At 32.7% G+C, this 14,407-nt stretch carries 14 protein-coding genes; 8 read left to right on the top strand and 6 right to left on the bottom strand.

Going from position 1 to position 14,407, the window contains the following annotated elements:
* Positions 1-17: 17 nt before the first annotated feature.
* Together HJ01_RS16240 and HJ01_RS16235 are read right to left on the bottom strand one after the other, a co-directional pair.
* Positions 18-929: a helix-turn-helix domain-containing protein gene (locus tag HJ01_RS16240; RefSeq protein WP_007139592.1), complete on the bottom strand. Its 912-nt coding sequence runs from the start codon at positions 927-929 to the stop codon at positions 18-20.
* A gap of 50 nt (positions 930-979) precedes the next feature.
* Positions 980-1,357: a hypothetical protein gene (locus HJ01_RS16235; protein WP_007139591.1), complete on the bottom strand. Its 378-nt coding sequence runs from the start codon at positions 1,355-1,357 to the stop codon at positions 980-982.
* Between the two features lie 261 nt (positions 1,358-1,618).
* Here HJ01_RS16235 and HJ01_RS16230 point away from each other — a divergent pair, with 261 nt between their 5' ends.
* The 5 genes from HJ01_RS16230 (at position 1,619) to HJ01_RS16210 (ending at position 9,373) form a co-directional block, all read left to right on the top strand.
* Positions 1,619-4,069 carry an aminotransferase class I/II-fold pyridoxal phosphate-dependent enzyme gene (locus tag HJ01_RS16230; RefSeq protein WP_007139590.1) on the top strand — a complete coding sequence of 817 codons (2,451 nt, stop codon included), beginning with the start codon at positions 1,619-1,621 and terminating at the stop codon, positions 4,067-4,069.
* A gap of 279 nt (positions 4,070-4,348) precedes the next feature.
* Positions 4,349-5,197 (top strand): RteC domain-containing protein, encoded by an 849-nt coding sequence (locus tag HJ01_RS16225; protein WP_007139589.1) that lies wholly within the window; start codon positions 4,349-4,351, stop codon positions 5,195-5,197.
* A 255-nt stretch (positions 5,198-5,452) separates the two neighbouring features.
* The gene (locus tag HJ01_RS16220) at positions 5,453-5,791 is read left to right on the top strand and encodes a helix-turn-helix domain-containing protein (RefSeq protein WP_007139588.1); all 339 of its coding nucleotides are present in this window, start codon (positions 5,453-5,455) and stop codon (positions 5,789-5,791) included.
* A gap of 186 nt (positions 5,792-5,977) precedes the next feature.
* On the top strand, positions 5,978-7,270 hold the full coding sequence (locus HJ01_RS16215) for a DUF3945 domain-containing protein (protein WP_007139587.1): 1,293 nt from the start codon (positions 5,978-5,980) through the stop codon (positions 7,268-7,270).
* A gap of 21 nt (positions 7,271-7,291) precedes the next feature.
* A complete protein-coding gene (locus HJ01_RS16210) occupies positions 7,292-9,373 on the top strand; it encodes a type IA DNA topoisomerase (RefSeq protein WP_007139586.1) in 2,082 nt (693 codons plus the stop codon).
* Between the two features lie 531 nt (positions 9,374-9,904).
* On the opposite strand, the gene HJ01_RS16205 is transcribed toward HJ01_RS16210, so the two are convergent.
* The 3 genes from HJ01_RS16205 to HJ01_RS16195 are packed head-to-tail and all read right to left on the bottom strand — an operon-like array spanning position 9,905 to position 11,691.
* Entirely contained in the window at positions 9,905-10,693 is a 789-nt protein-coding gene (locus HJ01_RS16205) for an ImmA/IrrE family metallo-endopeptidase (protein WP_040474083.1), read from the bottom strand.
* The gene (locus HJ01_RS16200) at positions 10,680-11,018 is read right to left on the bottom strand and encodes a hypothetical protein (protein ID WP_007139584.1); all 339 of its coding nucleotides are present in this window, start codon (positions 11,016-11,018) and stop codon (positions 10,680-10,682) included. The genes HJ01_RS16205 and HJ01_RS16200 overlap by 14 nt, the downstream gene beginning before the upstream one ends.
* On the bottom strand, positions 11,008-11,691 hold the full coding sequence (locus HJ01_RS16195) for a hypothetical protein (protein ID WP_007139583.1): 684 nt from the start codon (positions 11,689-11,691) through the stop codon (positions 11,008-11,010). Before HJ01_RS16195 ends, HJ01_RS16200 begins: the two co-directional genes overlap by 11 nt.
* A gap of 121 nt (positions 11,692-11,812) precedes the next feature.
* Here HJ01_RS16195 and HJ01_RS16190 point away from each other — a divergent pair, with 121 nt between their 5' ends.
* The 3 genes from HJ01_RS16190 to HJ01_RS16180 are packed head-to-tail and all read left to right on the top strand — an operon-like array spanning position 11,813 to position 13,975.
* Entirely contained in the window at positions 11,813-12,313 is a 501-nt protein-coding gene (locus HJ01_RS16190; protein ID WP_007139582.1) for a Pycsar system effector family protein, read from the top strand.
* Between the two features lie 2 nt (positions 12,314-12,315).
* Positions 12,316-13,323, top strand: coding sequence for an adenylate/guanylate cyclase domain-containing protein (locus tag HJ01_RS17230; protein ID WP_007139581.1), 1,008 nt, complete (start codon positions 12,316-12,318; stop codon positions 13,321-13,323).
* On the top strand, positions 13,301-13,975 hold the full coding sequence (locus HJ01_RS16180; RefSeq protein ID WP_007139580.1) for a hypothetical protein: 675 nt from the start codon (positions 13,301-13,303) through the stop codon (positions 13,973-13,975). The genes HJ01_RS17230 and HJ01_RS16180 overlap by 23 nt, the downstream gene beginning before the upstream one ends.
* A gap of 263 nt (positions 13,976-14,238) precedes the next feature.
* Here the strand turns inward: HJ01_RS16180 and HJ01_RS17995 are convergent, their stop codons facing one another.
* A complete protein-coding gene (locus tag HJ01_RS17995; protein ID WP_007139579.1) occupies positions 14,239-14,364 on the bottom strand; it encodes a hypothetical protein in 126 nt (41 codons plus the stop codon).
* Positions 14,365-14,407 lie beyond the last annotated feature (43 nt).

The raw sequence follows: 14,407 nt of genomic DNA, 5'->3' as shown, positions 1-14,407 counted from the left end.
ATCCATAATAAAAGACCCTAAAGCCTTCTCTTAATGTCCATTGGGGTATATCCGAATCGTTTTTTAAAAGCTCTTGAAAAATTAGGATAGATCGGAAATCCAGCCATGAAAGCAATGCTTTTTAGAGGTATGGTCGTTTGTTGGATCAAAAGATGAGCTCTTTTTAGCCGTTCAGTAGCATAAAATTGGTAAATACTCGTTTTAAATAAATGTTTAAATCCAGATTTCAGTTTATTGTCATTGGTTCCAAAAATCCTCGAAAGTTCTTTCATGGAAGGCAATGGTGAATCCAAATGCACTAAAATGTAATCATAAACATGTTGCATCAATTGTACATCAGTATAGCTGCTGAGTCCTCCATGCAAATCGGGATCATCAGCGGAAACTAAAGTTTCAGCAGCTATAGGATCGGCAATAACAGTAATAACGGAACTAACTAAAATAGAGGTATCGTGTATCAGTCGTGAAATAGTGCAAAAGCAAGGGACAAGCAATTGCTCTTGGCTAATATAAATGAGCTGTTCGGTATTATTGTAGGTAGTATCCTGAAGTAATGCTGCTGCAACACGATTCCATATCGGCAAGGATTGCTGCGAAAGTATACTACTGAAAGGTTTATTATGGAGAGCATCAGGCGAAAATCCTAACACCTTGGGAACAGTGGAAATATAGTCTCGGATAACAAAATCAGCATCCAGAACAAAAGTAATTTGAACAAGATGGGTATGGGTATAATGAGGATTCACAAAGCCTGAGTGAAAAACAGATTCCTTCATTTCTTCTGCAACCATATTAATGAGCATAACTAGTGCCTCCAATTCATCGTCTTGCCCGGTACGCTGAATGCGATTTGTAAAATTACCTGCCGCCATCTCAAGAAGCATCTGATACATATTTTGAATTCGCTGTTGATTGATTTCCTGTTGCATAATAGTTGGGGCTTTAAATAAAATAGTCTAGAAAAAAGTTAATTAGAATATTAAATATAGGGTTCCAAAAAAGCCAAAGCAGCCGCCTCATCCGTAAATAGTTTTGTTGGGACACTTGGTTTGCAGATTTTAAGATAGTAAGAAGTCAAAATTAAAGAAATGCTCTGATGAACTACCAGACTTACCGCTTTGGTTAAAATAGAACCAGATTGAGACAAATAATCCCTAGCTGCCTTATCTGAATCCACTAAACCTCTTATATCACAAAAAACAGGGTACGCTTTTTCGTTTTGCACCATAACTCGATCGGCTACAATACGCTGGGCAGAAGCCAAATCGATAACAACATTAGGTTTATATTCAACAAACAGAATGTCGTCACGAATCCAGAATTTGGCAAACTCATTCTCAAGATGATTATATCTCATTTTACAATGATTTTACAATAAAACGACACAATTTAGTAAAAATAATAGTAGAAAATTATAAAAGCTAAATAAAAATAGCGCAAATAAAACTAACTGACTATAAAAATTATCATTTCGGGAGTATTAGTTATCATATAAGGATTTTTTTACAAGTAAATGTCGGCGATTAAATTTTTATTTAGAATTTTATTCAATAAACAATCTCGAACACACTCTAAAATTTCATGAAATTTTGGACAGGAACAATTTAAAATTAAAAAAATGGCAAAAATTAAACACAACAACTTCATTGATACGGTCGATGAAGTACTATCGGGAGCTAAAAAAGAAGGCGTGCTCCATCTTTATGCTGAAGATCAAATATTGAATGGCCGAACATTACAAATAAAAGGCCAAAAAATGTTTCATTTTGGGACTACTGGTTATCTGGGGCTCGAACAAGACATCCGATTAAAAGAAGCTGCAATAGCAGCCATACACAATTATGGTACACAATTTCCACTTTCAAAATCATACATTTCACATCCATTATATAGTGAACTGGAAAGTAAAATAGAACAAATGTATGGTATTCCGCCTATTATTACCAAGAACAGTACGCTGGGGCATTTAGCTATTATTCCAACGCTCATTAGAGATGAAGATGCTGTAATATTAGATCATCAAGTACACTGGAGTGTCCAAAATGCCTGCCAACTTTTAAAACTGCGAGGAATTCCGGTAGAAATGATCAGACACAGCAATTTGGATATGTTGGAAGATAAAATCAAACAACTAACATCCAAATGCAAGAAAATCTGGTATATGGCTGATGGTGTATACTCTATGTTTGGGGATTATGCACCCATCCCAGAATTATTGGCATTAACTCAAAAATATACACAACTAAACCTTTATTTTGATGATGTTCATGGAATGAGTTGGAAAGGCAAAAACGGAACCGGTTTTATTTTTGACGCTATCGAAGAGTTACCTGAAAATTGTATTGTGGTAAGCACACTAAGTAAAACCTTTGGAGCTAGTGGAGCAACAGTATTTTGCAGGAATCAGAAACTAAGAGATAAAATCAAAAATTTTGGCGGACCATTAACCTTTTCCGCTCAGTTAGAACCTGCATCTGTAGCGGCAGCAATTGCCTCGGCAGACATTCATTTATCTCCTGAAATAGAATTGAAACAAAAAGGCCTAGCTGATAAAATCGATTATTTTAACCAGTTACTATCAAACGGAAACCTCCCCATAATTTCAAAAAATGATTCGCCAGTGTTCTTTTTGGGTATGGGTACGCCTGTAACAGCTTACAATTTCGTACATCGCCTATTTAAAGAAGGATTTTTTCTGAACTTAGGAATTTATCCAGCAGTTCCAATAAAGAACACAGGAATCAGGATAACATTATCGAGCCACAATCAGCTAGAAGATATTACAGCCTTAGCTGATGCAATGGAATACCATTTTCCCAAAGCTTTGGAAGAAACAAATAATAGTGAAATCAAAATCAGACAGGCTTTTGGAATCGACAGTGAAATAGCTGAAAAGATTTCAGATTCAAAAGATAAGGAGCTTTTTATCGAAGAAAAAAATACCATTCAGGATATTATGAAATCGGAATGGAACCAGTATATGGGAAAGCAAAACATTTTCGATTGGGAAGGACTAGTTTATTTAGAGAATACATTCAGCCGGCACCCAGACCCAACAAACCAATGGGATTTTTACTATTTCACCATTAAAGATAACAATGGCAACATTATACTAATGACCTTTTTTACCTATGGTCTTTGGAAAGACGATATGCTGGCTACTGAATCAGTCTCTATTCATTTGGAAGAAATAAGAAAGACTAATCCTTTATACCTCACCTCAAAAGTATTGAGTATGGGGTCTTTATTTACAGAAGGAAAACATTGTTTCATCAATCAAGAACATCCTTTAGCCGAAAAAGCATTGAAAATACTATTGGATAAGTTAGAAGAAAAATACAATACCTTAAATGCAGATATGTTAGTTTTAAGAGATTTTGGAAAAGATAACATCTACAATAAAACAATAGTAGACCAAGGGTATTTCAAAATAGACATGCCTGAATCTTGCGTAATTGAAAACCAAGTTTGGCATTCATACGAAGAGTTTACTAAAACATTATCTATTCGTTCCCGTAAACATTTCAATAAAGAGATAGAACCTTACGAGAAATTCTATAACGTTGTGATAAAAGATAAATTAAGCAAATCAGAAATAGTGAGAGGATGCCAGCTTTACAGTAATGTAAAAGATAATAATAACGCTATCAATACATTCCGATATGATCAAGAGATTTTTGAAAACATGAATGAAAGCCCGAATTGGGAGTTCATATTATTAAAATTGAAAGCAGAGCCCGAAAATCTATTCGATGGAGTTATGTTTTGCTACAAAAACAGTAATCACACCTATGTGCCAGAATTAATAGGTATGGATTATAAATGGGCTAAAGAATACCAACTTTACAGACAATTGTTATTTCAAACTATAAAAAGAGCCAATGAACTAGAGTTTCAAAAAATAGACTTTGGAGTATCAGCCTCCTTTGAAAAAAGAAAATTAGGAGCCCAAATAATTCCAAAAGTGGCTTATGTTCAAGCAAGAGACAATTACGCAATGGAATTTATGAATACTTTGCAAAATGATTACAAATCAATTGTAAAAGGATTAAAGCATATTGACAACTAATATTAAAAAAATGTTTAAAAGAGGAAGTCTCAAAACTAAAACAAGTCTTTGAGAGTTGAATATTTGAGATAGTCTCCGTTAGGAGCCCGAACAAAAAATGAAAAAAGAGGCTATTTCACGATTTGTGAGATAGCCAAAGTGCTGTCTGCAATGAAATTATTGAAGCAAACGAAGTGACACTCGGAAAGATATGTAGCGGAATAACATTATTAACAAAACAGTAACTAACTTAAAAGATAGGACATAAATGGATTACTTATTCACTTTAATATTGTCAGTATGATGCAGTCCACTTATAAAGATGCTCTCTACAGTATACTGAAAAAAGAACAGGAAATAAGTTTGGAATCAGTGCATGTAATAGACGAATCCTATCGTATGACTAAATTCCTTCAGGATTTATTATCAGGTATGAAAAACCATGTTTTGGAGCATCATTTTACAGATGAAAATGAAGAAATTGAATTCTTTAGAATCATAAAACCGCAAATATTGGGTAAGTTAATCTATTACAACAAGATGTACAGAATAGAAACCTCTTGTCCAGTGAGTACAGGAAAAATGTATTATAAATATTTTTCCAGTGAATTACAGCAGCTAAAGCAGGAATATAAGGAACATATTTGCAATTCCGATTTTTACCGGTATTATCGTTCTGGACGAACTGACAGGGATCACGATTTTTTCAAATTAGGAAAAATAAATCTTAATACGGGCCTTAACAGTTTTATCTTTGAAGTTGATACCCAATTTTCTACATATTATGATTACAAAGTTTCCCGTATTATAGCGGATGAATTGCTTTATAATTATCTGATTATCAAAATAAATCCTGTAGACAAGCCGGGGATGGCTTTACAGAATGCCGAATCCACCAAAGATGTTTTCTGGACAGAATCCAAAAATGCAGTGATAGAATTGATTTATGCCCTTTACGCATCTGGAGCAATTTCTAATGGTAAGGTCGGAATCCGTAAAATCAGTTTAATTTTTCAGCTATTATTTCGTGTCCAATTGGGAGATATTCATCATGCATTCCATCGGATGAAAGACCGTGCAGGTAATCGCACTTTATTTTTAGACCAACTCAAATCTTCTTTAGAGCAGTATATGGATAAAGATTTATAAATAATTATAATCTTACCTCATTTAAAAGCAGTGTTTCAAAAATACTGCTTTTTTTATAATAGCTACCCATATATACCCATTGGTAAAGCTCGCTCTGCATAAAACTTCTCGTGCAAAAGAATAACGTAATCATCTTAAAAATAATCAACTATATGTTTTTTAGAAATTCAAAAATCTTCTTTTCAATTGGCTAACCTTGGCAAAATATAGTACAAATGTTTTCCAACTTTGTATAAATGATTAAAACATATCTATATGAATATCGATAGAATGGAATTTATAAGTTGGATGGAACGTATCATGGAACGATTTGATTTAATGAATGATCAAATTAATGATGTCCAAAAAAGTAGAAACAATATTGATGGAGAAGAATTGCTAGATAATCAAGACGTCCTTCAAATGTTAAAAATCAGTAATAGGTCTTTACAGCGGTATAGATCTTCAGGTAAACTGGCTTACTATACAATTAGCGGCAAGATCTATTATAAACTATCAGATGTTCATCAATTTATACGGGATAGTTTTAATGCACCCTTTGAAAGATGTAAAGACAAAATAGGACAAGTCAAGCCAGTTGAAGTTATTATTTGATTGGAAGGTTCTTGTCCCATTATTTTCGGGTAATGAAATTTTAAATACTGTCGTAATGAACGAACAACCTATTGATAGACCAGGATTTTCAGAACAATTTTCGGATGTCTTACTAGTACTTGATACAAAAAAAAGAAAATTGATGTAGTTAGGGATATTGGAAAGGATCAAGAGCTACAAACGGTAATGCCTAAAAAAAAGAATGAAAACCAGTTTATACGTATAGACAAACAAGGAGATCTGTTTACTAATTTTTTTACCAATTTCTACCATCAATTTAAAGATCCTACCCATTTTCCCTTTTTAAGCTTTTCATCACAGCAAGCAATTGCTGTAGCTAATGAAATAATAAAAGCGATTAAAAATCTTAGCAAAGATGTGGAAAAAATAGCAGTCAAAAATGAAATAAAAATAAATTATAAACAAGAAAATAAGAATACTATGGAAACAACAAAATTGACAACGGAAACGGAAAACCGTTACAAAGTAGAACAAATCGATTGGAAATCAATGTCTAATCTCGGATTAACTAAAGAACGACTTGAAAAAATGAATGTCCTTGAACCTTTGCTTAAGGGCTACAAAACAAATGAATTAGTTCCTGTTACTGTTGATTTAGGGTCATCAATCACTAAAATGGATGCTAGGCTTTCATTACAAGCAAAAGAAGATGGGCAAGTAGTTTTGGCTATTCACGGAATTCGAAAAGAACCCCAATTGCACTTTAAGTTCTTCGGCCATGAATTTACAAAAGAGGACAAAGATAATTTGTTAAAAAATGGAAATATGGGGCGAGTAGTTGACTTGACAAACCCCAAAACAGGGGAAACAATTCCGTCAATTATAAGTATCGACAAGTTAACAAATGAACTTATTGCACTTCGAACAACCCTCATTAAAATTCCAGAAGGAATCAAAGGCATTAAGCTTGATGATCAACAAAAAAGGACTTTGTCAGAAGGAAAACCTTTGTATCTAGAAGGTATGATTTCTAAAAAAGGAGAACCTTTTAATGCCTCAGTACAGTTTAATGCAGATAAGCGATATGTTGAGTTTTTGTTCGATAGAGCAAATAGCAATAAGCAAACAGAAAAGCAAGATGTTGAAGCTCCAAAAGCATTTCGAGGGAAAGAATTGGATACTGCACAATTTGAAAAATTCAAAGAAGGACAAACGGTTTATGTAAGCGGATTAGTTGATAAGAAAGGTAAAGAATACCAAGGGTACATCACATTTGATAAGGATACAGGAAAAACAGGTTTTTCTTTTGACAATCCTAATAAGCTCAAAGAAAAAGCAGAACCTAAAGAGGAAAGTAAAACCCAAGTTGCTGTAAATTCTGACGGTAAAACCAACGAGGCGACTAAAAATAGTAAAGAGCCTTTGAAAAGCAAACAGAATAGCCCTGAAACGGATAAGCAGCAAGAACTACAAGAGAAACCCAAAGTAGCTGCTAAATCTAAAGGTCGAAAAATGTAATTACTCTAAAGAATTGTTCAGATGAAAGTAGTAATTGCAGAAAAACCAAGTGTTGCTCGGGAGATTGCTCTCTTGTTAGGAGCTACAGAAAAGAAAGAAGGTTACTTGATGGGAAATGGATATCAGGTAACCTGGGCGTTCGGACATTTAGTGTCTTTAGCTATGCCCGAAGATTACGGAATTAGTGGGTTTCAAAGAGAGGCTTTGCCTATACTACCTAATCCATTCTTATTGACAGTACGAAAAGTAAAGAAAGACAAGACTATTATTCGTGATCTTGGGGCATTGAAACAACTGAATGCTATTGATCAACTATTTAAACAGTGCGATAGTATTATTGTGGCTACCGATGCAGGACGAGAAGGCGAGCTTATTTTTCGGTACATCTATGAATATTTAAATTGCTCTAAACCTTTTGAACGGTTATGGATTAGTTCGTTAACCGAAAAGGCAATTCTTAAAGGATTTGAGAATCTAAAATCAGGAAAAGACTTTGATAGTTTGCATGACGCAGGAGTAGGAAGGAGCCGTGCAGATTGGTTAGTAGGAATCAATGCGTCGCAAGCACTTACTGTTGCGAGTGGTAGTGGTGTTTTTTCGTTGGGTCGGGTTCAAACTCCAACATTAGCATTAATTTGTAAACGGTTTTTAGAAAACCAGTCCTTCAAAGTTGAACAGTATTGGCAAATTGAATTAGAGCATAACAAAGAATACATTGATTTTAAAAGTCTTTCCACACTTAGATGGGATGAAGGTAAAAAGGCTGAGTATGTACTGAAAACGGTGCATAAGCATGGAAAGGCTTCAGTAATGGACACAGAAACTAAAACTGTTAATGAGCAACCACCATTATTATTTGATCTTACCGCATTGCAGAAGGAAGCTAACATAAGGTTAAGTCTAACAGCTGAAGAAACACTCAATATTGCTCAAAGTCTTTATGAGAAGAAATTCATTAGTTACCCACGTACTGGGAGTAAATATATTCCTGAAGACATGTGGGAAGAAATCCCTAAGTTGATAAGGATAATGGATGAGACTGAGAAATTCAAAGCTGTAGTTGCTAAAGTGAGATTAAATCGTTTGAATAAAAGGATTGTCAACGATTTAAAAGTAACCGATCATCATGGTATATTAATCACGGATAAAATACCATCGGCTTTATCCGCCAAGGAAAAAGCAATTTACGAAATGATTGCCAATCGATTATTAGAGTCAGTTTCTCCGGTTTGTACTAAAGAAATAACGAACATTCTACTGCAAGTTGCACACTATGATTTTGCCTTAAAAGGAGTTAAAATTTTGGATGCAGGTTGGAGAGTTATCAAAGGTGATTTTAGCGATGAAGAAAAGGATCCTACTCAAGAATTACCAGCACTAAAAATTGGTGATGAAGTAAAGATTAAGACAGCAAAAATAGTAGCAAAGAAAACCAAACCACCAATTATTTATACGGAAGCAAGCTTATTATCTGCAATGGAGAACGCAGGCAATCAGATTGAAAATGAGCAGGAGCGTAAAATAATACAAGGTTTAGGAATTGGTACCCCAGCTACTAGAGCAGCCATTATTGAAACACTTTTTAAGAGGGAATATATCAGACGCGATAAGAAATTACTACTGCCGACAGAAAAAGGATTAAAGGTCTATGAATTGGTAAAAAACAAAAATATTGCTAATGTTGTGTTGACTGCAAACTGGGAACTAGCTTTGCAAAAAATAGAAAATAATGAATCTAATTTAGCAACTTTCCAGAAAGAAATAGAAACTTTTACAAGATCTTTAACTCAAGAAATACTTGATTTGGCCATAGAAGTAGAACGACAACCAGAGCTTATTTGTCCAAAATGTAAGGTGCAAAAATTGATTATTCGAGACAAGTTGGTTAAATGCATGGAAGATAATTGTAATTGGGTTCAGTTCCGAAATATATGTGGCATACATCTCAGTCTTGTGGATTTGGAAACACTAATAACTAAAGGAAAGACCAATTTATTAAAAGGGATGATAAGTAAATCAGGAAAGAAATTCGATGCTTTTATCGCTATGGATGAAGGAGGAGAAACCTCTTTTATATTTCCCCAAAAGAAGAAAAGGAAATAAATAAGTTGATTGATTTGCACTTGTTTTAGTAAAAAGTAACTATCAAGGAATCAGTAACGCTCGCAGAAAAGATAAATCTAATAAATTTGAGTACCAACTCAAATTATTAAAAGAAAGGCTATAAGTAGGATAGGGCTGGAATGCAGTGGAGCGTAGGCACGGAGCGTAAAGTAATGAAGCTTTATCCTGCTTATATAAGCCTGACCGAACGCAAGGAATGAACGTGTGGAGCTGAGGAACGGAACATCCAAAAAAAAACAGTTGCTTATTTTTAAGTTGCTGTTTTTTTTATGGGCTGCGAAGTGCCTGCGAAGGGTAGGTATGCCGAAAAACAGTTTTTCGTTTACACCTTAATCATGAAGGTATACCGACTGGAGCAGCCGAACGAAGCAAAGAGAATGACTGGAGTGAGACTGATTGATTTGTTATAAGTAAGAGGTATGGTAAAAATTAAACTACTATTTAAAATGTCCTAGAATTAATGCCAAATTTTTTGATAAAGGAAGTTTACCACCAAAAATTATATGTTTATTATACTTCCCATATAATACTTAATGCTAAGTGTTTATGAGCAATACAATGTTCTTTAAATTTTCTATGAACATCATAATCTTTTACATAATTGAACCAATCAATTGGCCAAACATCTTCTGTATTTTTTGGAAGTCTTGCTTTTTGAAAATATTCACCCATTACAGAATTCTCAGGAATTTTATCATTATACAGTAAATATTTGAAAGGGAAATCATCGCTGCTCCATTTCCATTTTATTTCTCCATTTCCTCCAAAAACAATCATAAGCGGATGGTTTCCAATATCTGCAAAACGGATTGCCGTTGCTGTGATACTTGTTTGAAAATGTTCTGATAAAGATTTGATCATTGAAAATTCGAATTTTTTTCGCTGAATATATTTTTTAAATCTTTCTTCGGGCATTAATAAACATGAAGCAAAATAATCAGCTTCTCTTTCTATTTTAAAATGTGTGTTTTCATTGTTTTTGGATGGATGAGGAGTTAGAAGTCCTATTTTTAGACCAATCCTATGATTATCTATGAAATAATGCCCTAGTTCATGCGCTATTGTAAAACGAGACCTAGGTGTGTTTGGTCTATTTCCTTTAACAATATTTACGTGGATAAAAAACTGAGAATTATCATAAATTGTCATGCCATCAAAATTATCTCCGTATGAGTCGTAAAATAAATCTAGTTCTTCTTCAGCAAGAATTTTATCTAAAGGGGTAATTATTTCAGAAAATTCTAAAGCTATTGATTCAGCTAAATGTTTAATACCTAAAAGTGAACTATTCTTTATCATCTGATTTTTTTCGATGCTTTCCATACATTTTATCAATAATATCCTGTGATAAACCTTGACTGCCTTTTCTAGCTGCCATCTTTAATTCAATTATTTCATTTGGATTATTATCATTTGAAAGTTGAATTACTGATTTTTTAGTTAATTGATTTTTTATAATAGCAGCCACATCAATTGTTGCGTCTTTTAGTTTAAAATCAAAATCTTCATAAAGTTGTTCAAATAAATCTAGCTGCTGCTCATTGATAGGACATATAAAGCCAGTTGAACCTAGATAATAATCTAGAGTTTCTAAATCGAAAATTTGTTTTTTATTATCCGCCATTTCTTTGCTTTATATAATTGTCGACATGAAGATTAGCATCTCTTTTATATAATCTTATTGTACCTTGAGTTAGTTCAAGTATATCTTGCAATTTTTTACTGATACTTCTCGGAATATTTTTACCAGGTACTTCGTATGCTTTATATGTTAGATAAATAATTTTTTGTTTTTCACTTAGACCAACAAAAGCACTATTTAAAATTTCTAGCTTAATTTTCAGATTCTTTTTGTGTTCTATATCATCACTGTGAGATTTTATATTAACAAGCCCATCTAAATCAGTAATTATTGATAGATCTTCGTCGACTGTAGGATCTGCGCAAGTGTTATGTTCACCATATTTTACAAGTTGTGTATACATTATCGGGTATAGCCATAATAATATAGCTTTACTAACATCTTTACTTTTAGCTTTTTTTAAGTTAAAACTTGGGTATTTCCATACACGAGCAAAAGCACAATGTGCTATTTCCAAAGCGACTACAGCACTATAACCAAATTTCGAAGAATATATTTCAGCTTTTTGAATCACTTTTTTCTCAAAGCGACGGCAAAATTCAATAAAAGCATATTCTGCTTCTTCTGGATATTCTGATTTAAAGGAAACATAATCCAGTAGTTCAGAACTACAAATTTTATCAAAATCTATCTTACTATTTAATTCAGTTTCCATCTATATACCTAAAAGCGTTAGTAACGGTTTTGGTATATGAGTGAGGCTTTACTCATATACTTCTCAAATATATGATTTGAAGTTTGATATTTAACATAACAAAAAAATATTTTTAAAAAAAATGAAAGAAAAATTTGAACAAATAAAATTCATTATTGGTCGTTTCGACACCTATATTGAAAGTACCCAAACAAAAAGCAATCTTTACCTTGCTCTCAATACTGCTATACTTGCAGGTATTATTACAATTGCAGCTTCAACCAAACCAGAAGATGTTACGCATTTTGCACTTATTATCATGGCGATTATTGCTCTATTAGCTGTTTTAAGTATAACTATAACATTAATTGCAATCACTCCATACCTTAAAAGTGCTTCGGAAAAAAGTGCTTCAGTTATTTTTTTTCAAGATGTCACCAATTACACCTTCAAAGAGTATGCAGAAAAGATCAATGCTATATCGGATAAAAAATTACTATTAGACCTTACATGTCAAGCATACAGTTTGGCGGGAGGACTAAAAGCAAAATATCAAAAACTTTATTATGCTGGAAGAATCATCATTACTGAATTTATCTTCCTATTTATCTACTTAGTAACATTAATAACAAAATTTATATAATTATGAATACATTTTCAGAATACCAAAACATTATAGAAAAAGCTCTTAATAGAAACGAAATCTATAAGAACTTAAATGAATCACGTTCCTATTCAACATTTTCGAACAAAGCATCTCTAGATAAATATACTATGAGTGATTATATGATTAATAAATCTCATTTATCACTTTCGACTGATCTGGTTGGAATTGCAAATAAGATGGGAGTTATTCCCTTTGATAATCAAATTATTGGTCACCATCCGCATTTTAATCATTTAAAGGGGACAACAGATACAGAGAAACATTATATCATTTCTGCATTCATTGATATTAAAGGATCAACAAATCTTTTCAAAAAGTACGACGAAGAGACGAATATGATAATCACTAATACTATTCAATTAGCAGCTATAAATGTCTGTCAGCTTTTTGGAGGATTTATACAAAGGATTCAGGGAGATGGTTTGTTTGTTTATTTTGGAGGAAAAAATATTGATAAAACTAAATCAACACAGCACTGTCTTACCGCTTTAAGTTTATTCAGTTATTTTGTTAAAAATGATTTGAAAAGCGTTTTTGAGCAACATGGTATAGAAAGAATATTTACGAAAATTGGAATTGATTTTGGTGATGATGATAAAGTATTGTGGGGTGTGGCTGGTAAAGAAAATACTAGTGAAATAGCTACTTATAGTCTACATACAAGTTTAGCTGCTAAAATGCAGGCATTTGCAGGAAGCAATGAGATTGTTGTTGGTCAATATGTTAAAGATAAAGCTAATTTTGATACACTGTTTTATATCGTAGTGGAGGCTAAAAGGTATATTTTTTCAGATCAAGATAATGCATTTTATTATACACAATACGTGTTTGATTGGCTTAAATATCTAAAGTCTTCGCAACATATTGCAACATCTGTTACAGGAGAAATCACTATTAAGCCTCAATTATTAACTATCCCAAGTATAGCTTCATTAAAAGAAGTTGTGGGTAAAAACAGACCTTATGCAAAAGTTAAGTTTAGATAAAGATATACACGAAGTTTTGGTGATGTTTCCGAAGCTCAAACTAATTGAGAGAGATATAAAGAAAGCGGTACGTGGTGAAATCGACATATTTGATGTTGCTAATAATTATGTAGATAGTTTTGATATTGATGTAGTTATTCCAAGGAATTACCCATACGGATTTCCATTGTTGTTTGAAACTAGTAATAAGTTGGAACATATTCCTGATCGTCATTTTAATGAGGATGAAAGTTGTTGTGTTTGCTCACTACAAGAAGTAGATTTGATAAGTCAGAAGGGAATTTCTATGAAGGATTTCTTTTTGGGATATGTTATTCCTTATTTAGCGAATCAGTTATATTTTAATATTGAGAAAGAATGGGCAAACGGAGATTATGACCATGGTGCTGAAGGAATTTTGCAGTACTATAGAGAACTTTTTGAATTAGATAGTATTGAAGAAATATATGAGCTTTTATCTTTTCTTAATAAGAATAGAATGAATAGGAATGATACTTGTTTTTGTGGCAAAAAAGAAAAACTGAAACGATGCCATATACAAACCTATAGTATTATTAAAAATTTGTCGAAAAAAAGAATTGAATATGATATACTGGCATTAAAATGGCTGCTAAGAAAACTAATTATAATAAAGGAAGTCGAGAAATTGTAATTTATTCTTTATTTTCAAAAGAAAAATGAAATAGAAATTGGTGGCGTTTATTTAAGTGTTTTTACTTAGATGATCAGGCTAAATGATCAAATTTTTTTAGTTTAACATATCGTTATCAAGTAGATTTGATATATCTAACTAAAGTTTATAGATTCAATTAAGTTTTTTTCAAATAAACAAATATTAGGTATGTCATTATTTGCAGGTATAAAAAACAGCTACTATAACTTACAATATTCCTATTTCAAAAAACAAAAATTGTATTAAGATTTTCTTTTAGGAGGTTTTAGTGAAGGCGTGTTACCTGGTGTGTCTTTATTATCACGTTGACGTTTATCAGGTTGTCCAGTAGATTTTGCTATTCTTTTTGGTCCAGTTTTAAGTGCCATGTTTCTGTTTTTTAAATCGTTGTTAATCAAAGTTATAAAAAAA

Source organism: Flavobacterium frigoris PS1 (assembly GCF_000252125.1).
GTDB lineage: Bacteria > Bacteroidota > Bacteroidia > Flavobacteriales > Flavobacteriaceae > Flavobacterium > Flavobacterium frigoris_A.
This window is presented reverse-complemented; position numbering and strand designations above follow the sequence as displayed.

Excerpts from the sequence above, each read along its gene's own strand:
- HJ01_RS16240 (WP_007139592.1), bottom strand. The coding sequence starts at position 929 with ATGCAACAGGAAATCAATCAACAGCGAATTCAAAATATGTATCAGATG.
- HJ01_RS16235 (WP_007139591.1), bottom strand. The coding sequence starts at position 1,357 with ATGAGATATAATCATCTTGAGAATGAGTTTGCCAAATTCTGGATTCGT.
- HJ01_RS16230 (WP_007139590.1), top strand. The coding sequence starts at position 1,619 with ATGGCAAAAATTAAACACAACAACTTCATTGATACGGTCGATGAAGTA.
- HJ01_RS16225 (WP_007139589.1), top strand. The coding sequence starts at position 4,349 with ATGATGCAGTCCACTTATAAAGATGCTCTCTACAGTATACTGAAAAAA.
- HJ01_RS16220 (WP_007139588.1), top strand. The coding sequence starts at position 5,453 with ATGAATATCGATAGAATGGAATTTATAAGTTGGATGGAACGTATCATG.
- HJ01_RS16215 (WP_007139587.1), top strand. The coding sequence starts at position 5,978 with ATGCCTAAAAAAAAGAATGAAAACCAGTTTATACGTATAGACAAACAA.
- HJ01_RS16210 (WP_007139586.1), top strand. The coding sequence starts at position 7,292 with ATGAAAGTAGTAATTGCAGAAAAACCAAGTGTTGCTCGGGAGATTGCT.
- HJ01_RS16205 (WP_040474083.1), bottom strand. The coding sequence starts at position 10,693 with ATGATAAAGAATAGTTCACTTTTAGGTATTAAACATTTAGCTGAATCA.
- HJ01_RS16200 (WP_007139584.1), bottom strand. The coding sequence starts at position 11,018 with ATGGCGGATAATAAAAAACAAATTTTCGATTTAGAAACTCTAGATTAT.
- HJ01_RS16195 (WP_007139583.1), bottom strand. The coding sequence starts at position 11,691 with ATGGAAACTGAATTAAATAGTAAGATAGATTTTGATAAAATTTGTAGT.
- HJ01_RS16190 (WP_007139582.1), top strand. The coding sequence starts at position 11,813 with ATGAAAGAAAAATTTGAACAAATAAAATTCATTATTGGTCGTTTCGAC.
- HJ01_RS17230 (WP_007139581.1), top strand. The coding sequence starts at position 12,316 with ATGAATACATTTTCAGAATACCAAAACATTATAGAAAAAGCTCTTAAT.
- HJ01_RS16180 (WP_007139580.1), top strand. The coding sequence starts at position 13,301 with ATGCAAAAGTTAAGTTTAGATAAAGATATACACGAAGTTTTGGTGATG.
- HJ01_RS17995 (WP_007139579.1), bottom strand. The coding sequence starts at position 14,364 with ATGGCACTTAAAACTGGACCAAAAAGAATAGCAAAATCTACTGGACAA.